Source organism: Streptomyces violaceoruber (assembly GCF_033406955.1).
Lineage (GTDB): Bacteria > Actinomycetota > Actinomycetes > Streptomycetales > Streptomycetaceae > Streptomyces > Streptomyces violaceoruber.
On sequence record NZ_CP137734.1, the window covers coordinates 5,070,424 to 5,090,502 of the forward strand.

Genomic DNA, 20,079 nt, shown 5'->3' on the forward strand with positions numbered 1-20,079 from the left:
GAAGCTTGTGAAGGGGCGCACGATCCACCCCCCTCAACCGGGTGGATACTCGATGGCATGAGCACCACGGAGCGTCCCAGGATCCTCGTAGTAGGCGGTGGGTACGTAGGCCTGTACGCAGCTCGACGCATCCAGAAGAAGATGCGTTACGGCGAGGCGACCGTCACCGTCGTCGACCCGCGGTCGTACATGACCTACCAGCCCTTCCTCCCCGAAGCCGCCGCCGGCAGCATCTCCCCGCGGCACGTCGTCGTCCCCCTGCGGCGCGTGCTTCCGAAGGCGGAGGTCCTCACCGGCCGGGTCACCACCATCGACCAGGACCGCAAGGTCGCCACCGTCGCGCCGCTGGTCGGCGAGGCGTACGAGCTGCCCTTCGACTACCTGGTCATCGCGATGGGCGCGGTCTCCCGCACCTTCCCGATCCCCGGCCTCGCCGAGCAGGGCATCGGCATGAAGGGCATCGAGGAGTCCATCGGCCTGCGCAACCACGTGCTGGAGCAGCTCGACAAGGCCGACTCCACCACCGACGAGGAGATCCGCCGCAAGGCGCTCACCTTCGTCTTCGTCGGCGGCGGCTTCGCCGGCGCGGAGACCATCGGTGAGGTCGAGGACATGGCCCGGGACGCGGCCAAGTACTACAACAACGTCTCCCGCGAGGACATGCGCTTCATCCTCGTGGACGCCGCCGACAAGATCCTCCCCGAGGTCGGCCCCAAGCTCGGCCAGTACGGCAAGGAGCACCTCGAGGGCCGCGGCGTCGAGGTCTACCTGTCCACCTCCATGGACTCCTGCGTCGACGGCCACGTGGTGCTGAAGAACGGGCTGGAGGTCGACTCCAACACCATCGTGTGGACGGCCGGCGTCAAGCCCAACCCGGCGCTGGCCCGCTTCGGCCTGCCGCTGGGCCCCCGCGGTCACGTCGACACCCAGGCGACCCTCCAGGTCCAGGGGACCGACTACATCTGGGCCGCGGGCGACAACGCCCAGGTGCCGGACCTCGTCGGCCGCAAGGCGGGCAACGAGAACGCCTGGTGCCCGCCGAACGCCCAGCACGCGCTCCGCCAGGCCAAGGTCCTCGGCGACAACGTGATCTCCGGCATGCGGGGCTTCCCGCAGAAGCCGTACAGCCACGCCAACAAGGGCGCGGTGGCGGGTCTCGGCCTGCACAAGGGCGTCGCGATGATCGTCATGGGCAAGATGAAGATCAAGCTCAAGGGCCGTCTCGCCTGGTACATGCACCGGGGCTACCACGGCATGGCCATGCCGACCTTCAACCGCAAGATCCGCGTCTTCGCGGACTGGACGCTCGGCATGTTCCTCAAGCGCGAGGTCGTCTCCCTCGGCGCGATGGAGACCCCGCGCGAGGAGTTCTACGAGGCCGCCAAGCCGGCCCCGAAGCCCGCCGCGGCGAAGGCCGCCGACCAGGGCGACCAGAGCGAGAAGGCCGCGAAGCAGGAGAAGACCGAGGCCAAGGCCTCCTGACTCCCGCCCGCGCGCTGCCGTAGCAGCACCCAGCAGTCCAGCAGTACTGAGCAGTACTCAGCGGTTCCCGAAGGGGCCGTCCGCCATCCGTGGTGCGGACGGCCCCTTCGCGCTGCGCGCGTGCCGCGCCGTCGGGGCGACAAATCCGTTGGTGTGTACAGCTATTTTGCCGAGTCGTAACGCGCGCCGGGGACTGTACCGCGGGCTCACAGGTGTTTACGTGGTGTTGGACATTCCGGGATCGCTCGTCACGGAGGTACGCCATGGCTGACGCCGCGCTGCGGCTGCAGAACCTCTTCGAACAGTTGCTGGGAGCACCACTTCCGGTGCGCATCCGCGCCTGGGACGGTTCGCAGGCGGGTCCGCCGGGCGCGCCGACCCTCGTCGTCCGCAACCGCAGGGCCCTGCGCCGCCTGCTGTTCAAACCGGGTGAACTGGGCCTGGCCCGCGCCTGGGTGGCTGGCGACATCGACATCGACGGAGACCTCTACACCGCCCTCGGGCTGATGGCCGGCCTGATCTGGGAGCGCGGCGAGGACGCCCGCGGCCTGGTCGAGGCGCTCCGCGACCCGGAGGTCCGGTCCGCCGTACGCGGACTGGTGAAGCTCGCCGGGCCGCCGCTGCCGCCCGCCCCGCCGCCCGAGGAGGTCCGCCGGGCCCGCGGCCACCTGCACACCAAGCGCAGCGACAAGCGGGCCATCAGCCACCACTACGACGTCGGCAACGACTTCTACGAACTCGTCCTCGGCCCCTCCATGGTCTACTCCTGCGCCTACTGGCCCGCCCCGCCGGCCGAGGGCGGCACCCTGGAGGACGCCCAGCGCGACAAGCTCGAACTCGTCAGCCGCAAGCTGGACCTGAGCCCCGGTCGGCGTCTCCTCGACGTCGGCTGCGGCTGGGGCTCGATGGCGATCCACGCGGCCCGCGAGCACGGCGTGAGCGTCGTCGGCGTGACCCTCTCCCAGGAACAGGCCGCCTACGCCCGCAAGCGCGTCGCGGACGAGGGGCTCACCGACCGGGTGGAGATCCGCGTCCAGGACTACCGGGACGTCGCGGACGGGCCGTACGACGCCATCTCCTCCATCGGCATGGCCGAGCACGTCGGCGCCGAGCGCTACCTGGAATACGCCACCGACCTGCACAGACTGCTCAAGCCCGGCGGACGGCTGCTGAACCACCAGATCGCCCGCCGCCCGCAGCGGGACGAGTCCTCCTACAACGTCGACGAGTTCATCGACGCCTACGTCTTCCCCGACGGCGAACTGGCCCCCGTCGGCACCACCGTCACCCAGCTGGAGCGCGCCGGGTTCGAGGTCCGCGACGTGGAGTCGATCCGCGAGCACTACGCGCTCACCCTGCGCCGCTGGGTCGCCAACCTGGAGTCCGACTGGGCGACCGCCGTCCGCCTCGTCAGCCCCGGCCGCGCCCGGGTCTGGCAGCTGTACATGGCCGCCTCCGCGCTCGCCTTCGAACGCAACCGGATCGGCGTCAACCAGGTCCTCGCGGTGAAGACGCCCGACTCGGGCGCCTCCGGGCTGCCGCTGCGGGCCCGTGTGTGGGGCGCGCCCGGCCGGGCCTGACCCGCACCGACCCGAAAGGGCCGGGCCCCGTGCGGGAGCCCGGCCCTCGGTGCGTCGCGTCGAGGCGAGATCACTCGGCCTTGATCGCGTTCAGCATGTTCAGCCGGGCGGCGTTGCGGGCCGGCCACAGGGCGGCCAGGACGCCCACCAGACCGGCCAGCACCACGAAGATCCCGATCCGGTCCCAGGGCAGGACCAGCGCGTACCCCGGGATGCTGTCCGCGACGGTCTCGCCGATCGCCCAGCCGAGGAAGGTGCCGAGTCCGATGCCGACCACCGCGCCGAACACCGAGATGACGACCGCCTCCAGCCGCACCATCCGCTTCACCCGGCGCCGGTCGAGACCGATCGCGCGCAGCATGCCGATCTCCTGCTGCCGTTCGAAGACGGACATCGCGAGGGTGTTGACGACGCCGAGGACCGCGATGATCAGGGCCATCGCCAGCAGGCCGTACATGACGTTCAGCAGGGTGTTGATGGCGCCGCCGAACTCGTCGCGGATGTCCTGCCGGTCCATCACGGTGATCGCGGGGTTGTCGCCGAGCGCGTCGACGAGGACCTTCTCGTTCGCCGCGGACTGGCCGCCGTCGACCTTGACGAAGATCTGCCGGATGGACGGCTTCGCCTCGTGCCGGTCCACGACCTTCCGGTCGACGAGGACGGGGGAGAGGAACTCGCTGTCCTTGTAGACGGCACCGACCGTCAGCGTGGCCTTCTCGTCGTCGTCGAAGGTGACGGGGACGGTGTCGCCGGGCTTCCAGCCCCTGTTCTCGGCCGTCTTCTCGGCGACCGCGATCCGGCCCTGGGCCAGCGAGCCCGCGTTGCCGCTGACGACGTCGACGGTCAGGACCTTCTCGATGTCGCCGGGGGTGACCGCCGAGGCGGACACGTACTCGCCGTCGACCTGGAAGTAGGCGTCCTGCTGCGGCGACACCGCGGACACGCCGTCGGCCTTCTCCAGGGCCGTCAGCGCGGACCGGTCGAGGTCGCCCCCGTTGGCCATCGAGACCATGTAGTCGGCCCTGATGTTGTCCGTGGTCATCTTGTCGATGGCCGCGCCGACCGTGACGCCGAGCACCGACAGGGCGGTCACCAGCGTCAGTCCGATCGCCAGCGCCGAGGCGGTGGCGCCGGTACGGCGCGGGTTGCGGACCGCGTTCTGGCCGGCCAGCTTGCCCGCCACCCCGAAGGGGCCGACGAGCAGCGGACGGACGAGCGCGATCACGGGCCGGGACAGCAGCGGGATGAGGACGATCACGCCGATCAGCGCGAAGAACGCGCCCGCGCCGATGTACATCCGGCCGTCGTCGCCGCCGGCCGAAGCGCCCGCGACGATTCCCGCCGCACCGAGGGCGGTGATGGCGGCGCCGATGGAGTTGCGCACCACGAGCGACTTGGTGGTGGCCACCGCGTGGACGCTGTTCATGGCCGCCACCGGCGGGATCTTCGCGGCCCGGCGGCCGGGCAGCCAGGCGGCGAACACCGTGATCAGCACGCCCACCGCGAACGCCGCGACCACCGGTGTGGCGGACAGGACCAGCGGACCGGCCGGCATCTTCATGTCGAACGCGGCCATGCCGGAGCGCAGTCCGACGGCCAGACCGACGCCGAGGGCGAAGCCGACGGCCGAGGCCACCAGGCCCACCAGCGCGGCCTCGGCGAGCACCGAGCGGGTGATCTGCCTGCGGGACGCGCCGACGGCGCGCATCAGGGCGATCTCCTTGGTGCGCTGCGCGACCAGCATCGTGAAGGTGTTGGAGATCAGGAAGATCCCCACGAAGAGCGCGATGCCCGCGAAGCCGAGCAGGACCTGCTTGAGGTTGCCCATGCCCTGTTCGATCTGGTCGGCCTGCTCGTCGGCGAGTGCCCGGCCGGTCTGGGCCTCGGCGGTGTCCGGCAGCAGCGGCTCGACCGCCTTCAGGATCCGCGCGTCGTCGGCGCCGGGGGCGGCGGCGACGGTGGCGCTCTCGAAGTAGCCGGGTCGCAGGTACTGCTTCTGGGCGACGGCGGTGTCGAAGAGGACGAGGCTGCCGCCCGCGTTGACGGCGCCGTCCTCGGTGGTGAAGACACCGCTGAGGGTGTACTCCTTCACCGGGCCGTTGGTCGCCACGCGCACCCGGTCGCCGACCTGGTACTCGCCCTTGCCGGCGGAGTCCTCGTCCAGGGCGATCTGGTCGTCCTTCACCGGGCCGGAGCCGTCGGTGAACGTGTACGCGGCGTCCTTGCCGTCCTTGCCGGGGGCGAAGTTGGAGCCCTTGTTGGACCAGCCGACGCCGATGAGCTTCCCGTCGGGGTCGGCGACCCCGGCGAAGCCCTCGACGCGGCCGTACACCCCGGCGACGCCGTCCACGGCGGAGATCCGGTCGAGGACCTCGTCGGAGAGGGCGTACTCGTCCTTGGGGTTGTCGGAGTCGGCGTACGAGGTGACGGCGACGGCGACGTCCTGGTAGCTCTTCGCCGACTGGTTGCGGAAGGCGTTGGAGAGGGTGTCGGCGAAGACCAGGGTGCCCGACACGAACGCCACGCCGAGCATCACGGCGAGCACGGTCATCAACAGCCTGGCCTTGTGCGCGAAGACGTTGCGCAAGGCGGTACGGAACATGGGGGTCTTCTCTGTCCAGACGTACGGGCGTACGGGGTACGGGGTGGGGGCGGCCGACGGGGTCGGACGGGGGGTGAACGGAAGCGGACGGAAGCGGAGGGGAAGCGTCAGCTGGTGCGGCCCTTGGCGTCGAACCGCTTCATACGGTCGAGCACCGAGTCGGCCGTGGGCCCGTACAGTTCGTCGACGATGCGCCCGTCCGCGAGGAAGACCACCCGGTCCGCGTAGGCGGCGGCCACCGGGTCGTGGGTCACCATCACCACGGTCTGGCCCAGCTCCCGCACCGAGTTGCGCAGGAAGCCCAGCACCTCGGCGCCGGAACGGGAGTCGAGGTTTCCGGTCGGCTCGTCCCCGAAGATGATCTCCGGCCGGGAGGCCAGCGCCCGTGCCACGGCGACCCGCTGCTGCTGCCCGCCGGAGAGCTGGGCCGGCCGGTGCCCGAGGCGTCCGGACAGCCCGACCATCTCGATCACGGAGTCCACCCACTGCTTGTCCGGCTTGCGGCCCGCGATGTCCATCGGGAGGGTGATGTTCTCCAGCGCCGTCAGCGTCGGCAGCAGGTTGAACGCCTGGAAGATGAAGCCGATCTTGTCCCGGCGCAGCTTGGTGAGCTGCTTGTCCTTGAGCGAGCCCAGCTCGGTCTCGCCGATGCGCACCGAGCCGGACGAGAAGGTGTCCAGGCCCGCGACGCAGTGCATCAGCGTGGACTTGCCGGAGCCGGAGGGGCCCATGATCGCGGTGAGCTCGGCCTGCCGGAAGTCGATGGAGACCCGGTCCAGGGCGACCACCTGGGTCTCGCCCTGGCCGTAGATCTTGGAAAGCTCCGTGGCGCGTGCGGCCACGAGGGTGGACCGGTCGGCGATGGGTGCGGTGGTCACGGGAAGGGCGCTCCTGTCGGTACGGCGTGTGCGGTCGGCACGGTGCGTGCGGTGGCACGGTGTGTGCTGGGCACGGTGCGTGCGGTCGGCACGGTGTGTGCTCGGGGACGTTGTCAATCGTCCCGGTCGAACGGCGCCCTGTAGTCAGCCGCTGTTCCGGTTCAGGGGGGCGACTTCGGTCGGACGGGCCGGGCCGGTGTCATACCTGCGGATGACGGCCGACCCCGACGGCGGGGCGGGTGAGAACGGGGCGGGCGCCCTTGTCGAGACGGTGAAATCCCGTCATTCCGCATACAGCGCGGGCGGTCGCACGCAAGGCTGTTGGCATGTGCTGTTGGCCTGACCCGGTAACTGATGCACCCTCAGGCGCCAATAAAATAAGACAACATCGGCCGTCCCGCCCGAGGCCGGGAGGAGGGTCCCGATAGGGTCAAGGCGCGCGAAGCGGAGCCCATGGCCTGCCCGGATGGTGGAATGCAGACACGGCGAGCTTAAACCTCGCTGCCCCTTCGAGGGCGTGCCGGTTCAAGTCCGGCTCCGGGCACCACTACTGTCACGCTGAGTGACCATCGGTGAGGTTCCACGGGGCGGGCCATTGCCCTGCCCGCGGCTGGTTGCGACTCAGCGGCCCTGCTGGCGCTCCCCGCTCCTCGCGGCCCTGGCGACCTGGGTATGGGCTTTCGTCCTGCTGGCCGGCGGAGGGGGTGGAGCCGCGAACGGCGGCTTCACGGCCGGACACGTGATGATCGGACTGGCCCTCGTGTGCACCTGTCTGATCGGACTGCAGCATCTGCGGCAGATCCAGAACACCTAGACGCCGCGCGAACGCACCCTGTGGCCCGGTTCCGCGGCGTTCCTCGGAGGACGGCATGGTGCGGGGCCTGATCGTCATCGCCGCGCGGGCTCATCTGCTGGAGCATTCACAGCAGGGTGCTCCTGCTGGCCCTCGTCTGGCGGTGGACCGCTCCCCTGGCGAACCGGGCTCCGCTGATACCGGTCGGCACCGCCCTGCTCTGCCGCTTCCTCGCGGCCCTTCTTGTCGAAACCGCCGACTCCGCGGTCGTCGTGGCGGCTCGTGTCCCGATCGGGCTCGGCGCCCTCTGCTTCTCGCTGTTCTCCCTGGTCTCCGTCCTGGAGAGCGGTATCGGCGACGGCGCGGACGGTGAAGGGGAACCCGAGGGATCCGGGACCGCGGCCGATCTGTGAACGGGAGGGCGAGCAGCGTTCCGCGATCAGTTGTGCTCTTCGTCGATGGTGACGGCGACGCCGTCCTCGACCTGGACGGCGACGGCGACGCTGCCCTTCTTGGCCGCGGCCTCGAGCTCTTCCTCGGTGCACGGCGTGGCGGCCTGGCCGTCCGCGTCGCCGCAGATCTTGCCCGCGCCCTCGATGTCGGTGTCCTCGGCGGTGAAGAACGCCTGCTCCGCGCCGTTGGTGTCCGTGATGGTGTACTTGCCGGGGGCGAGGTAGGCGACCGTGCCGGCCCACTTGCCCGACACCATGCCGCTCTTCGAACCCTTCGAGCCCGACGGGGACTTGCCGCCGGAACCGGAACCGGTACCGGTACCACTGCCACCGTCGTCGGACTTCCCCTTGGCGGCCGAGTCCGAGGCCGTGGCCCCGGTCGACTTGCCGCCGTCCTCGGTGTCCTCTCCCTGACAGGCGGTCAGCAGCATCGTCGTGGCCACCAGGGCTGCGGCGGCGAGGACGGACTTGCGGCGGTGAGTGCGAAGCATGGTGGGTCTCCCCCTCGTGTGATGGTGATGGCCGGAGTGGTCGTTCCGGCCGGCTCTCTGCCTTGCCGATCACCATCCTGAACGGCGCGGTGACCTGCGGGAAGCGCGGTTACGGTGTCATGACACTCCTGTCGTGGTCGTAGGACGAGCAGTTACGAGAGGCGTGCTTTTCCCCCCGGGCCGGCGTTCACCCCGTCGTCGCCGCCGGTCCCCGCCGTGGGGGGTCGGGGCGTACCAGTGCGCCCGCCGGCGCGACCAGCCTGCGGCCCAGCTCCGGAGCGTGGGCCGGAGCCGGGGCCGACGGCAGCGGCGCGGGAAGGGCCTCGCGGAGTTCGGGTGAGCCGGGCAGGCCCGCGGCCGCCGCACGGGCGAGGGCGTCCATGTGACGTCCGACGCGGGCGTCTTCTACGGGGGCGGCGGCTCGCTGCTCTGGAAGCAGATCGTCGCCGTCCTCGCCGTGGGCGCGTTCTCCTTCGTCCTGACCTGGATCATCGCCAAGGCCGTGGACGTCGTCGTCGGCTTCACCGACAAGGAGGCGTACGCCGACGTGCCGGGGCAGGAGGAGGAGCGGGCCTACGACTTCCGCACCGCCGAGCGCCTGGACGCCCTCGCGGGCGCCGGCCGGGGCACCGACCGGGAGACGCTGGACGAGATCCGGCGCCTGCTGCGGGAACACCGGGAGGGCTGAGACACCCGGGGAAGGAGCCCGGGGGCGGCGGGTGCGGACCGGCAGGGCTCTCCCACGAGGATGTCCGGTTCGCCCGTTGACAGTGGCGCGCGGGAGGCCGAGACTCGGCGCAGTTGATGGTGAAGAAATTTTCACCACGCGAACAGGCGACAACGCGACAACGCGACGCGGACAACTGCCGGCTCGAGCAAGGCAACGACGCCGATCGAAGGGAACGACCGATGCGCACCACCGTCGGCATCATCGGGGCAGGCCCCGCCGGGCTCCTGCTGGCCCGGCTGCTGCACAACGCCGGGATCGACTCGGTCGTCCTGGAGAGCCGCGACCGTGCCTACGTCGAGCGCAGGCAGCGCGCCGGGATCCTGGAGCAGGGCACGGTGGACGTGCTGCGCGGGGCCGGGGCCGGGGAGCGGATGGACCGGAAGGGACTGCGCCACGACGGCATCGAGCTGAGGTTCGACCGCCGCCGCCACCGCGTCGACTTCCCGGCACTCACCGGCGGCAGGTCCGTCATGGTCTACGCCCAGACCGAGGTCTGCAAGGACCTCATCGCCCTCCAGCTCGAGGAGGGCGGCCCGCTGCTGTTCGAGACCGAGGCGCTGGCGGTGGAGGACGCCGACACGGACCGGCCGCGCGTCCGCTTCCGCCGCGAGGGCGCCGAGGACGTGCTGGAGTGCGACTACGTCGTCGGCTGCGACGGCTTCTGGGGGGTGGCCCGGAGCGCGGTCCCGGACGGGCGCACCTTCGAGCGGACGTACCCCTTCTCCTGGCTCGGCATCCTCGCCGACGTCGCCCCCTCGCACGACGAACTGGTCTACGCCCGGCACGACCGCGGCTTCGCCCTGCTGTCCATGCGCTCCCCGTCCGTCTCCCGCCTCTACCTCCAGGTCCCCGCGGACACGGACGCCGACAGCTGGAGCGACGAGGAGATCTGGGACGAACTGGAGCGCCGCTTCGAGACCGACGACGACTGGAGCCTCCGACGTGGCCCCATCACCCAGAAGTCGGTCACGCCGATGCGCTCCTACGTCCACGAGCCCATGCGGCACGGCCGCCTCTTCCTGGCCGGCGACGCCGCGCACATCGTGCCGCCCACCGGAGCCAAGGGCCTCAACCTGGCCGTCGGCGACGTGGTGACCTTCGCGCGGGCGCTGGCCCACCGCACCGCGACCGGCTCCGACGACCTGCTCGACGCCTACTCCGCGACCTGTCTGCGCCGGGTCTGGCAGGCCGAGCGGTTCTCGTACGACATGACGACCCTGCTGCACACCGCCCCGGACGCCACGCCCTTCGAGGACCGGCTCCAGCTGGCCCGCCTCGACCGGATCACCTCCTCCCGCGCCGCCGAGACCGACCTCGCCGAGGCCTACACCGGGTTCCCGATCGGGTGAGCGCCGCCCGGCGGCCCGTGCGACCCCGGCCGTGAGGGGAATCACTGATCGGCGTAGCGTGTTGAGTCGCAAGGCGAGGGAAAGATCCTCCCCAAGCAGTAGGGTCATTCCTTTGCCGTTCTATTACTCTTGAGCCAAGGCTGCGCCGTGTGGCCATGGAGGAGTGAAATGAGGAGCAGAAACCCGGTCTTCTCGCGACGGGGGTTCAGCCGCGACAACGGCTACGCGGGCTTCAACGCCGCGCCGCAGGCCGGGGGACCCGCCGTCGCCACGCAGGCCAACCCGTACGCGCAGGGCGCCCAGGGCAACCCGTACGCGCAGCCGCCCGCCGGCAACCCGTACGCGCAGAACCCGTACGCCCAGCCGGACCAGCAGTTCGGCGCGCCGCCGCAGGCGCCCGCCACCACCGGCCGGATGACGATGGACGACGTCGTCATCCGCACGGCGAGCACGCTCGGCGTGCTCGTGGTGACGGCCGCGCTCGCGTGGGCGCTGCTGCCGGTGGACGACGCCAACATCAGCCGCTCGTACGGCATCGGTATCGGTGCCGCGCTGATCGGCATGGTCCTGGCGCTCGTCCAGTCCTTCAAGCGCAAGCCCACGCCGGCGCTGATCCTGTCCTACGCGGCGTTCGAGGGTGTCTTCCTCGGCGTCGTCTCCAGCGTCGTCGACAACCGCATCGCGGACGGCGCGGCCATGCAGGCCGTGATCGGCACGATGGCGGTCTTCGCCGGTGTGCTGATCGCCTACAAGGCGGGCTGGATCCGCGTCAACCGGCGCTTCTACGGCTTCGTGATGGCGGCCGCGCTCGGCTTCGTCTTCCTGATGATGGTGAACCTGCTGTTCGCCGTCTTCGGCGGCGGTGACGGCCTCGGCTTCCGCAGCGGCGCGCTCGGTGTCGTCTTCGGCATCGTCGGCATCATCCTCGGTGCCTGCTTCCTGGCCCTCGACTTCAAGCAGGTCGAGGACGGGCTCGCCTACGGCGCCCCGCGCGAGGAGGCCTGGTTCGCCGCCTTCGGCCTCACGCTGACGCTGGTCTGGATCTACCTGGAGTTCCTGCGCCTGATCGCGATCCTGAACAGCAACGACTAGTAGCACCCAGCAGGTGAAGGGCCCCGGGCTTCGTGCCCGGGGCCCTTCGTCGTCGTGGTCGGCGCGCCCGCTCACCGCAGCTTGCGTGCGGCTCTTCTCAGGTCGTACTCGTGGACGATCGCCTTCGCGTGGCCGTAGGAGAGGTTGTGTTCGTGGCGGAGCCAGCTGACCTTCTCCTCGAAGCGGAAGAGGGCGGGGCCGTCCTCGACGGCGCGCAGCCAGTCGGAGATCTCACGGCCGGTGCACTGGGGGATACGGGCGAGCAGGTTGCGATGGGTCTCCTCGGAGAAGACTTGGGACATCGGCGCCTCCGGGCGAAAGGGGATGTGAGCCGGTCCTTCAGGTCACCGTGCCTGAGCGTTCGCCCGTTGGCAACAGTCCCGGACGGCCGCGTACGCTCGCGCCGTGGTTGATACGACGCCTTTGACCCGTGCCGTGGACGACTTCGCCGACCGTCTGCGGGCCGCCCCGCAGAGCAGGCTGCAACGCGGCGCCGCCGCCGAGGCGCTCGGCCTGGCCAGGGAGTTGGCCCGGCGCGCCCAGCTCGTGGAGGAACCCGGGGCCGAGCCCCGCGAGATGCCGGACGCGGGCATGTTCGCCGCCGCCGACCAGATCGCCGTCGCCGCACACGACTTGGCCCTCGTCCTGGAGGACGAGGGCCAGGTGGAGGAAGCGGCAGCGCTGGTCGAGGAGGCCCGCAAACGGGCCGGGGTCTGATGCGGCCGGCGGGGCCGGCTCGACCGGCGTGACTGGTGCGACCGGCGCGACTACAGGGACGCGATGACGCGGTCCGCCAGGATGTACACGTTCTCCTCGCCGCACGCGAAGGTCAGCGTGTAGGCACCGGAGATGCCGGAGCCGCCGAGGAGGTACGGCGTCTGGCCCGCGCCGAGCGCGGCGGCCAGGCGCTCCGCGGTCTCGCGGTGGCCCGGGGTCATGCACAGGGTGGTGCCGTCGGCGAAGACGTACACGTCGAGGGTGCCCAGCGGACCCGGCCGGACGTCGGCCAGCGCGACGCTCGACTCGGCGAGCCCCTCCAGGGTCGCCACGGTGCGGTCGTGATCGTTCACGGCCGGGGACGGGTTCGGCACGAAGTCCGGGTGCGAGGGGTGCCGGCGGCGGGCGGCGGCCAGCTCGGCGGACTCCCTGGGACCGGTGTGACCCGCGTCCTGCGCGGCCGGCTCGTCGGCGTCCGCGGCCGGCTCGGTCACCGGCTCCAGGCCCACGAGGTCCGCCTGGCGGGGCAGGAACAGCTCACTGTCGGACAGGCCGAGCAGCAGGGGCGCGTCGGACGCGTCCCGGGTCTCCTGCGCGGCCCAGAAGGCCCGCGCCTCGGCGAGCTCCCGCTCGCGCTCCTCGGCGAGCGCCTCCGCGACGGCGGCGCGTATCTCCTCGGCGTCGGCGGTGGTGCGGGCGGCGGGCACCCGGCCCCGCGTGGCGGTGGCCCGGCTCTCGGCCAGCTCGGCGCGCAAGGCGGTCACCTGGCGGCGCAGCACCAGGATGCTGCGCAGGACGGCGACGCCCACGGCGCCGGTGGCGGCCGTGGTGAGCAGCAGGGCGATCGGCATGGCGCTCACTGACGTACTCCCGGTTCAAAGTCGACCCCCGACTTCCTACATCAGCTTGAAGGGAGGACTAACCGTCTGTCAGTGCGTAACGTCACGAAACGGACAGGACTTTGGGCCCGAGAGGTAGGGGTGGGGATGGTCTGACCTGCGTAAATCCATGGGGCGGGAGAGGTAGGTCACATCCTGGGGGAGTTTGGGTCACAAAACGGCCCAGAACCCTGGGGTGAAGGGGGTTCCGGGCCGAGTCGTCACACTGGGTCCGCGCGGTGCTACTGACGGTCCCTCAGTGCCCTTCGGCGGGGGTCAGCTCAGGCGCTCGATCACCATGGCCATGCCCTGGCCGCCGCCGACGCACATGGTCTCCAGGCCGAACTGCTTGTCGTGCGTCCGCAGGGAGTTGATCAGCGTGCCCGTGATGCGGGCGCCGGTCATGCCGAAGGGGTGGCCGACGGCGATGGCGCCGCCGTTGACGTTCAGCTTCTCCAGCGGGATGCCGAGGTCGCGGTAGGAGGGGATGACCTGCGCGGCGAACGCCTCGTTGATCTCGACCAGGTCGATGTCGCCGACGCCCAGCCCGGCCCGGGACAGGGCCTGCTTGCTGGCCTCGACCGGGCCCAGGCCCATGATCTCGGGGGAGAGGCCGGAGACGCCGGTGGAGACGATGCGGGCCAGCGGGGTCAGGCCCAGCTCGCGGGCCTTGGTGTCGCTCATGATCACGAGGGCGGCGGCGCCGTCGTTGAGCGGGCAGCAGTTGCCGGCGGTGACCAGGCCGTCGGGGCGGAAGACCGGCTTGAGGCCCTGGACGCCCTCCAGGGTGACGCCGGCCCGGGGGCCGTCGTCCTTGCTGACGACCGTGCCGTCGGGCAGGGTCACCGGGGTGATCTCGCGCTCCCAGAAGCCGTTCTTGATGGCTTCCTCGGCGAGGTTCTGGGACCGGACGCCGAACTCGTCCATGTCCTGCCGGGTGATGCCCTTGGCGCGGGCGAGGTTCTCGGCGGTCTGGCCCATCGCGATGTACGGGTCGGGGACGAGGCCGTCCTCGCGCGGGTCGTGCCAGGTGGTGCCCTCCTGCTGGGCGACCTCCGCGGTGCGGGCCTCGGCCTCGGCGAAGAGCGGGTTGCGGGTGTCCGGGAGGCTGTCGGAGTTGCCCTTGGCGAACCGGGAGACCATCTCGACGCCGGCCGAGATGAAGACGTCGCCCTCACCGGCCTTGATGGCGTGCAGGGCCATGCGGGAGGTCTGCAGGGACGAGGAGCAGTACCGGGTGACGGTGCAGCCCGGCAGGTGGTCCATGCCCATCTCGACGGCGACGATCCGGCCGAGGTTGTTGCCCTGCTCGCCGCCGGGCAGGCCGCAGCCGAGCATCAGGTCGTCGATGTCCCGCGGGTCCAGCTCGGGCACCTTCGCGAGGGCCGCCTGGATGATCGTGGCGGCCAGGTCGTCGGCGCGCAGGTCCTTCAGGGAGCCCTTGAAGGCGCGGCCGATGGGGGAACGGGCGGCAGAGACGATCACGGCTTCGGGCATCACGGCTCCAGTGGCGAGGCGGTACGGGGCGGGCAGGGGCTGGTTGGGAAGTTACCCGGCCGTATGGCCCGGGTCACGACTATGGGCATGTGACATGGACCGCAACTGTCTAAGCGCTTGCTTTTGCCGTCGGCGGTTGGGCGGTGTACTCGTGCCGGGGGTGCTGCGGCGGGCGTGCTCGGGGGCTGTGCCCCCAGCCCCCTTTCGGCCTGGACCGCCTCGCCCTCAAACGCCGGACGGGCTGGACGGTTCCGCCTCCGACACCCGACGCCGTCTCCGGCGCTTCAGCAGCGCCCAGGGCCCCCGAGGCCCCGTAGGCATGGCGGCGGCGACCTCCGTACCCGCCTCGGACGCCGCCTCCGCCGCCGCGCGCGCCACCGGCAGGAAGCCCTCGCGGCGCAGCGCGTCCGGGTGCTCCTCGTCGGCCGGCCACAGGCCGAGCGCGGCGCACACCGAGGGCAGTACCGCCATCGCGGCCGTGGCGTACCCCTCGGCGGAGGGGTGGTAGTTGTCGGGGCCGAAGAGCTCCCGCGGGTTCTGCGCGAACTCCGGACCCAGCAGGTCGCCCAGCGACACCGTGCGCCCGCCCTGCTCGACGGCGCCGATGGTCTGTGCCGCCGCGAGCTGCCGTGAGGCCCGCCGGGCCAGCCAGCGCAGCGGCTGCCGCACCCGCTCGATCGTGCCCAGGTCCGGACAGGTGCCGACCACCACCTCCGCACCGGCCGTGCGCAGCCGCCGTACCGCCGAGGACAGGTGCCGCACCGAGCGGGTCGCCGGCATCCGGTGGGTGACGTCGTTGGCGCCGACCATGATCACGCAGATGTCGGGCACCCGGTCCGGCTCGGCGAGCACCAGCGCCACCTGCCGGTCCAGGTCGTCCGAGCACGCCCCCGGTTGGGCGACCGACCCCAGCCGCACCGGCCGCTCCGCCACCGCCGCGAGCCCGGACGCCAGCAGCGCGCCCGGCGTCTGCCCGGCCCGGTGCACGCCCTGCCCGGCGGCCGTGGAGTCGCCCAGCATCATCAGCCGCAGCGGCGGGTCGCCGGCCGTGGGCAGGGTGCCGCCGTACAGTCCCTGCGCGTTCGGCACCCGGGTCGGCGTGCCCACCCCCACCCTGCGTCTGGCCAGCTGCACCTCGGCCACCACCAGACCGACCGCCGCCGCTCCCGCCAGGCCGATGCCGCCGCCGCCGTACGCCGCGCCGGCCGCGATCCGCCGCGCCACCCTCGCCCTCGACATGCTCGTCATGCGTAGCCGCCACCTCCTCCAACCCGTACACCCACTCCTTGCCCCGTACGGACGGTCGCCCAATCCCCACGCAGGGTGAACGACCGTCACGGGGCACCCGCGGGCCCGCAGGCCATAGGCTGGCCGGACCGATATCGACCCTTCATTTGCGGCATCCGGAGACCACGGTGCAATTCCACGACTCGATGATCAGCCTCGTCGGCAACACCCCGCTGGTGCGGCTCAACAGCGTGAGCAAGGGGATCAGGGCGACCGTCCTGGCCAAGGTGGAGTACTTCAACCCGGGCGGCTCGGTGAAGGACCGCATCGCCCTGCGCATGATCGAGGCCGCGGAGAAGAGCGGTGAGCTGCAGCCGGGCGGCACGATCGTCGAGCCGACCAGCGGCAACACCGGCGTCGGCCTCGCCATCGTGGCCCAGCAGAAGGGCTACAAGTGCATCTTCGTCTGCCCCGACAAGGTGTCCACCGACAAGATCAACGTGCTGCGCGCGTACGGCGCCGAGGTCGTCGTCTGCCCGACCGCCGTCGACCCGGAGCACCCCGACTCCTACTACAACGTCTCCGACCGGCTGGTCCGCGAGACGCCGGGCGCCTGGAAGCCGGACCAGTACTCCAACCCGAACAACCCGCTCTCCCACTACCACTCCACGGGCCCCGAGCTGTGGGAGCAGACCGAGGGGAAGATCACCCACTTCGTGGCCGGGGTCGGCACCGGCGGCACCATCTCCGGCACCGGCCGGTACCTGAAGGACGCCAGTGACGGCGCGGTCACGGTGATCGGCGCCGACCCCGAGGGCTCCGTCTACTCCGGCGGCTCCGGGCGCCCCTACCTGGTCGAGGGCGTCGGCGAGGACTTCTGGCCGACGGCGTACGACCGCGAGGTCGCCGACGAGATCGTCGCCGTCTCCGACAAGGACTCCTTCCAGATGACCCGCCGCCTCGCCAAGGAGGAGGGCCTGCTGGTGGGCGGCTCCTGCGGCATGGCGGTCGTCGCGGCGCTGGAAGTGGCGGCGCGGCTCGGCGAGGACGACGTGGTGGTCGTCCTGCTGCCGGACAGCGGACGCGGCTATCTCAGCAAGATCTTCAACGACGAGTGGATGGCCGACTACGGCTTCCTGGAGGACACGGGACCCAGCGCCCGCGTCGCGGAGGTCCTGAACCACAAGGAGGGCGGCCACATCCCCTCCCTCGTCCACATGCACCCGGACGAAACCGTGGGCCAGGCCATCGAGGTGCTGCGCGAGTACGGCGTCTCGCAGATGCCGATCGTCAAGCCCGGCGCCGGTCACCCGGACGTGATGGCCGCCGAGGTCGTCGGCTCGGTGGTGGAGCGCGAGCTGCTGGACGCGCTGTTCGCCAAGCGCGCCTCGCTGGAGGACCCGCTGGAGAAGCACATGTCCGCCCCGCTGCCCCAGGTCGGCTCCGGAGAGCCGGTCGCGGACCTGATGTCGGTGCTCGGCGGCGCCGACGCGGCGATCGTCCTCGTCGAGGGCAAGCCGACCGGTGTGGTGAGCCGGCAGGACCTGCTGTCCTTCCTCGCCAAGGGCAAGTAGGACGAGCGGGTCGCAGGGCGAGCGGGGCGCAGGGCGAGGGGGTCGCAGGGCGAGCGGGGCGGACGGGATCCGTGGCCCGGCCGATGATCTTCGTGGACTTCGCGGAAGTGGTACGCGCGCGTCATGTGCGCGCAGCAGTCGCTTAACACGGGACCGGCAGAGTAAGGGGGGTCGGCAGGGACCGGTGGCGGTACCTCCCGGGCGTTCAGCCCTGGGGGAGGCTCCCCGGTTCCGCCGGCGCCGAACGGCGTCACGGACCTTCCGGAGCGGCTCCCGGACCTCCGACGACGCCACGGACGCGCCGCCCCCGGCCGTGAGGCCCGGCACCGTGCGCGTCCCCCGCGGGGACCGCCGTCGTCCCGCCCCCCAGCGATGGGGGTGCGGCGGTCCCCGCGCAGTCTTCCCCCGCTCCGTCCGGCCCTGCCGGGCGTCTTCTCTCAGTCCTCCCAGGCGTCGCCGCGTTCGGCGCGGCGGCGGTGCCCGAACAGGCCCGGGTTGGTGCGGGCGACCTGGACCACGTTGACCCCGACGATGCCCGCCCAGGCGACCAGCATCCCGGGCAGGTTCGCGACACCGCCCCCGATCGCGGACAGCGGGATCGCGAGCACCAGCGAGACGATGCCGAAGCCGAAGCGCTCGCCGAAGGAGTCCGTGGGCCGCGGCGACCGGCTGTCCCGGGCCGCCGTCATCTGCTGCTCGGCGAGCTGCCGGCGCACCCGGCGCTCCACCGCTCCGTCGATGCGCTGGTCGACCTTCTCCAGGAACGAGTCGACCAGTGCGGACTCGTACTCCTCGCCGAGCTCCCTGCGGGTCCGCAGGGTGGCGTCGAGTTCCTTCTTCAGGTCGGCGTCGCGTGCGTCCATTCCGGTCATGGATCCCACGGTAGGCAGCCGGGGCGCCGTCGGCACTGGGGACAACCCCCGTTTCCGGCGGGGGCGGACCGGTAGGGGTCGGCCTGCGCCGCCACCTCGCTGTATAAAGGTATGCAGAATTCGGGGTGCGTGAATAGGTCGAGGGGGCCACGTCATGAACGGGACCGGCGGCACGAGCGGGGCGAGCGGGACCGACAGTCCGGCCGCTCGGCTGCAGACGCTCTTCGAGGGGCACCGGCTGACGCCGACCCAGCGGCGCATCGCGCACAGCATGGTGCGCCGCGCCTCCGACGTGCCCTTCCTGTCGAGCGTGGAGCTGGCCGAGCTGGCGGGGGTCAGCCAGCCGTCCGTGACCCGCTTCGCCGTCGCCCTCGGCTTCGACGGCTACCCGGCGCTGCGCCGGCACCTGCGCGAGGTCGCGCCCGCGGAACCGGTCGCGGACACCGGTGCCGTCAACGAGTACCAGCAGGCCGTGGCGGCCGAGATCGAGAACCTGCGGCATCTCGCCGAGGTGCTGGCCGACCCGGGACCCGTGCGGGAGGCGGGCCGCCTGCTCGCCGCGAGCCGGCCGCTGCCGGTGCTCGGACTGCGGGCCGCCGCCGCCCAGGCACACGGCTTCTCCTACTTCGCCGCCAAGGTCCACCCGGACGTCCGGCTCCTCGGCGAGGGCGGCACGATGCTGCGCGACCGCATCGACGCCGCCGTCCGGGCCGGGGCGGGCACGCTGCTCTGCTTCGCCCTGCCCCGGCACCCCCGCGAGGTCGTCGAGGCGCTCGCGCACGCCAAGGAGGCCGGGCTCACGGTGGTGACCGTCGCCGACTCCGCCTTCGCGCCGGTCGCCAAGGTGTCCGACCTGCTGCTGCCCGCCGCCGTCGGCACCGGCCTCGCCTTCGACACCGCCTGCGCGCCGATGCTGCTCGGGCGGGTGCTCCTCGAGGCGATGTGCGACGACCTGCCGGACGCGCAGGCCCGGCTGGAGGAGTTCGACACCAAGGCCGCGGCGCGGGGGCTCTTCGTGGACTGACCCGAATGACCCGACTGACTCAACTGACCCGTGAGCCCTCCGAGGTGACCCGGGCGGCGGACGGGTTCTCAGATTCGTCTCAGCTTGCCCCGTTACAGTGCGGCGCCTGACACACCCTTCAGACGCATCGCACAGGCAGGAACGGAACAGGAGGCAGGACGTGGCGCGCGGAGGACAGGTGGGACTGGCTCGGGTCGCCGTCGTCGTACGGGCGGGCGCCGCACCACTGTGGTGGCTGGGCGTCTTCGCGGCGGGCATCGGCGTGCTGGTGCCGGGGCTCACCGGACGCCGGATCGGTGTGCTGGCGGGCGCCGCCCTCTTCATCGTCGCCACGGCCGTCGTGGCGTGGGCGCGCCGACGGCGCTACACGGCCCTGGCCGGTTCGGCGGCCCGCGCGGGCAAGCACGACGTGCTCCAGGACCGCGGGGTCACCGTACGCGACTGGCGCCGTGGTCACCGCTGGTGGCTGCTCCTCGCCTTCCTCGCCGCCCTCGGCAGCGCCTTCGCCCTGCCCGCCGCGGGCGGACTGCTGCTGGCCGGCTGCGGTGCCGGGCTGTGGCTCAAGGCCGCCTGGATCGGCCGCCGCGAACAGGCCGGGGACGCCCTGCTGTGGGTCCGTGTGGACTGGCTCGCCGACAATGCGGGCCGCCCGGCGGGCAAGGCGGTCAAGGCCTACCGCAGCACCGGCATCGCGGCGGGCGACGCGGCTCCGGGTGGAGCGAGGCGGAAGACGCCGGCGACGGTCTGAGCGACGTCCGGCAGTCCGAGCGACGTCCGGCAGTCCGAGCGCGGGGCCCCCGACCGGGGGCCCCGCGCTCGTTTGCGGGCGGCACGGACCCGA

The 20,079-nt window shown here is 71.7% G+C and carries 20 protein-coding genes and 1 tRNA gene; 12 read left to right on the top strand and 9 right to left on the bottom strand.

The genetic code is table 11. The annotated features are described in order from the left end of the window. The first annotated feature begins 57 nt into the window (after nt 1-57). Nucleotides 58-1,482, top strand: a complete 1,425-nt coding sequence (locus R2E43_RS22710) for an NAD(P)/FAD-dependent oxidoreductase (protein WP_016326415.1) — start codon at nt 58-60, stop codon at nt 1,480-1,482. A gap of 263 nt (nt 1,483-1,745) precedes the next feature. Next, entirely contained in the window at nt 1,746-3,062 is a 1,317-nt protein-coding gene (locus R2E43_RS22715) for an SAM-dependent methyltransferase (RefSeq protein WP_003975720.1), read from the top strand. Between the two features lie 70 nt (nt 3,063-3,132). Here R2E43_RS22715 and R2E43_RS22720 read toward each other — a convergent pair whose 3' ends face one another. Further along, nucleotides 3,133-5,664 (bottom strand): ABC transporter permease, encoded by a 2,532-nt coding sequence (locus tag R2E43_RS22720; protein WP_332056518.1) that lies wholly within the window; start codon nt 5,662-5,664, stop codon nt 3,133-3,135. A 107-nt stretch (nt 5,665-5,771) separates the two neighbouring features. Continuing rightward, entirely contained in the window at nt 5,772-6,542 is a 771-nt protein-coding gene (locus R2E43_RS22725; RefSeq protein ID WP_003975722.1) for an ABC transporter ATP-binding protein, read from the bottom strand. Between the two features lie 460 nt (nt 6,543-7,002). Here R2E43_RS22725 and R2E43_RS22730 point away from each other — a divergent pair. The 3 genes from R2E43_RS22730 (at nt 7,003) to R2E43_RS22735 (ending at nt 7,748) form a co-directional block, all read left to right on the top strand. Then, nucleotides 7,003-7,089, top strand: a tRNA-Leu gene (locus R2E43_RS22730). A 15-nt stretch (nt 7,090-7,104) separates the two neighbouring features. Continuing rightward, nucleotides 7,105-7,356: a DUF2776 family protein gene (locus tag R2E43_RS39015; protein WP_408649117.1), complete on the top strand. Its 252-nt coding sequence runs from the start codon at nt 7,105-7,107 to the stop codon at nt 7,354-7,356. A 92-nt stretch (nt 7,357-7,448) separates the two neighbouring features. Beyond that, nucleotides 7,449-7,748 (top strand): DUF2776 family protein, encoded by a 300-nt coding sequence (locus R2E43_RS22735; protein ID WP_193486731.1) that lies wholly within the window; start codon nt 7,449-7,451, stop codon nt 7,746-7,748. 26 nt (nt 7,749-7,774) lie between these two features. Here the strand turns inward: R2E43_RS22735 and R2E43_RS22740 are convergent, their stop codons facing one another. Both R2E43_RS22740 and R2E43_RS22745 read right to left on the bottom strand, forming a co-directional pair. Next, nucleotides 7,775-8,278, bottom strand: coding sequence for a hypothetical protein (locus R2E43_RS22740; protein ID WP_332056519.1), 504 nt, complete (start codon nt 8,276-8,278; stop codon nt 7,775-7,777). 187 nt (nt 8,279-8,465) lie between these two features. Next, nucleotides 8,466-8,660: a hypothetical protein gene (locus tag R2E43_RS22745; protein ID WP_191849752.1), complete on the bottom strand. Its 195-nt coding sequence runs from the start codon at nt 8,658-8,660 to the stop codon at nt 8,466-8,468. Here R2E43_RS22745 and R2E43_RS22750 point away from each other — a divergent pair, their 5' ends adjacent. The 3 genes from R2E43_RS22750 to R2E43_RS22760 all read left to right on the top strand — a co-directional run bounded on the left by R2E43_RS22750 (nt 8,661) and on the right by R2E43_RS22760 (nt 11,449). Then, a complete protein-coding gene (locus R2E43_RS22750; RefSeq protein ID WP_030870433.1) occupies nt 8,661-8,966 on the top strand; it encodes a hypothetical protein in 306 nt (101 codons plus the stop codon). Between the two features lie 221 nt (nt 8,967-9,187). Next, nucleotides 9,188-10,357, top strand: coding sequence for a 4-hydroxybenzoate 3-monooxygenase (locus R2E43_RS22755; protein ID WP_193486674.1), 1,170 nt, complete (start codon nt 9,188-9,190; stop codon nt 10,355-10,357). A 168-nt stretch (nt 10,358-10,525) separates the two neighbouring features. Continuing rightward, on the top strand, nt 10,526-11,449 hold the full coding sequence (locus R2E43_RS22760; protein ID WP_003975728.1) for a Bax inhibitor-1/YccA family protein: 924 nt from the start codon (nt 10,526-10,528) through the stop codon (nt 11,447-11,449). Between the two features lie 71 nt (nt 11,450-11,520). On the opposite strand, the gene R2E43_RS22765 is transcribed toward R2E43_RS22760, so the two are convergent. Continuing rightward, nucleotides 11,521-11,751, bottom strand: coding sequence for a DUF4287 domain-containing protein (locus R2E43_RS22765; protein WP_003975729.1), 231 nt, complete (start codon nt 11,749-11,751; stop codon nt 11,521-11,523). 103 nt (nt 11,752-11,854) lie between these two features. Between R2E43_RS22765 and R2E43_RS22770 the strand changes: the two genes are divergently transcribed. Next, on the top strand, nt 11,855-12,166 hold the full coding sequence (locus R2E43_RS22770; protein WP_167469766.1) for a hypothetical protein: 312 nt from the start codon (nt 11,855-11,857) through the stop codon (nt 12,164-12,166). A 50-nt stretch (nt 12,167-12,216) separates the two neighbouring features. Here the strand turns inward: R2E43_RS22770 and R2E43_RS22775 are convergent, their stop codons facing one another. The 3 genes from R2E43_RS22775 to R2E43_RS22785 all read right to left on the bottom strand — a co-directional run bounded on the left by R2E43_RS22775 (nt 12,217) and on the right by R2E43_RS22785 (nt 15,789). Then, the gene (locus R2E43_RS22775; protein WP_011028756.1) at nt 12,217-13,026 is read right to left on the bottom strand and encodes a hypothetical protein; all 810 of its coding nucleotides are present in this window, start codon (nt 13,024-13,026) and stop codon (nt 12,217-12,219) included. A 294-nt stretch (nt 13,027-13,320) separates the two neighbouring features. Next, nucleotides 13,321-14,541, bottom strand: a complete 1,221-nt coding sequence (locus R2E43_RS22780) for an acetyl-CoA C-acetyltransferase (RefSeq protein WP_003975732.1) — start codon at nt 14,539-14,541, stop codon at nt 13,321-13,323. 225 nt (nt 14,542-14,766) lie between these two features. Continuing rightward, complete coding sequence (locus tag R2E43_RS22785) at nt 14,767-15,789, bottom strand: SGNH/GDSL hydrolase family protein (RefSeq protein WP_003975733.1); 1,023 nt, start codon at nt 15,787-15,789, stop codon at nt 14,767-14,769. Nucleotides 15,790-15,956: 167 nt separating this feature from the next. On the opposite strand from R2E43_RS22785, the gene R2E43_RS22790 reads away from it, so the two are divergent. Then, entirely contained in the window at nt 15,957-17,342 is a 1,386-nt protein-coding gene (locus R2E43_RS22790) for a cystathionine beta-synthase (protein WP_003975734.1), read from the top strand. A 437-nt stretch (nt 17,343-17,779) separates the two neighbouring features. On the opposite strand, the gene R2E43_RS22795 is transcribed toward R2E43_RS22790, so the two are convergent. Further along, the gene (locus tag R2E43_RS22795) at nt 17,780-18,205 is read right to left on the bottom strand and encodes a hypothetical protein (RefSeq protein ID WP_016326410.1); all 426 of its coding nucleotides are present in this window, start codon (nt 18,203-18,205) and stop codon (nt 17,780-17,782) included. A gap of 163 nt (nt 18,206-18,368) precedes the next feature. Between R2E43_RS22795 and R2E43_RS22800 the strand changes: the two genes are divergently transcribed. Further along, nucleotides 18,369-19,238, top strand: a complete 870-nt coding sequence (locus R2E43_RS22800) for a MurR/RpiR family transcriptional regulator (RefSeq protein WP_011028753.1) — start codon at nt 18,369-18,371, stop codon at nt 19,236-19,238. 160 nt (nt 19,239-19,398) lie between these two features. After that, a complete protein-coding gene (locus R2E43_RS22805) occupies nt 19,399-19,986 on the top strand; it encodes a hypothetical protein (RefSeq protein WP_011028752.1) in 588 nt (195 codons plus the stop codon). Nucleotides 19,987-20,079: the final 93 nt, after the last annotated feature.

What these genes read in the sequence shown, in the direction of transcription:
- R2E43_RS22720 (WP_332056518.1), bottom strand. Translation starts at nt 5,664, where the DNA reads ATGTTCCGTACCGCCTTGCGCAACGTCTTCGCGCACAAGGCCAGGCTG.
- R2E43_RS22785 (WP_003975733.1), bottom strand. Translation starts at nt 15,789, where the DNA reads ATGACGAGCATGTCGAGGGCGAGGGTGGCGCGGCGGATCGCGGCCGGC.
- R2E43_RS22715 (WP_003975720.1), top strand. Translation starts at nt 1,746, where the DNA reads ATGGCTGACGCCGCGCTGCGGCTGCAGAACCTCTTCGAACAGTTGCTG.
- R2E43_RS22800 (WP_011028753.1), top strand. Translation starts at nt 18,369, where the DNA reads ATGAACGGGACCGGCGGCACGAGCGGGGCGAGCGGGACCGACAGTCCG.
- R2E43_RS22795 (WP_016326410.1), bottom strand. Translation starts at nt 18,205, where the DNA reads ATGGACGCACGCGACGCCGACCTGAAGAAGGAACTCGACGCCACCCTG.
- R2E43_RS22740 (WP_332056519.1), bottom strand. Translation starts at nt 8,278, where the DNA reads ATGCTTCGCACTCACCGCCGCAAGTCCGTCCTCGCCGCCGCAGCCCTG.
- R2E43_RS22765 (WP_003975729.1), bottom strand. Translation starts at nt 11,751, where the DNA reads ATGTCCCAAGTCTTCTCCGAGGAGACCCATCGCAACCTGCTCGCCCGT.
- R2E43_RS22710 (WP_016326415.1), top strand. Translation starts at nt 58, where the DNA reads ATGAGCACCACGGAGCGTCCCAGGATCCTCGTAGTAGGCGGTGGGTAC.
- R2E43_RS22745 (WP_191849752.1), bottom strand. Translation starts at nt 8,660, where the DNA reads ATGGACGCCCTCGCCCGTGCGGCGGCCGCGGGCCTGCCCGGCTCACCC.
- R2E43_RS22780 (WP_003975732.1), bottom strand. Translation starts at nt 14,541, where the DNA reads ATGCCCGAAGCCGTGATCGTCTCTGCCGCCCGTTCCCCCATCGGCCGC.
- R2E43_RS22760 (WP_003975728.1), top strand. Translation starts at nt 10,526, where the DNA reads ATGAGGAGCAGAAACCCGGTCTTCTCGCGACGGGGGTTCAGCCGCGAC.
- R2E43_RS22755 (WP_193486674.1), top strand. Translation starts at nt 9,188, where the DNA reads ATGCGCACCACCGTCGGCATCATCGGGGCAGGCCCCGCCGGGCTCCTG.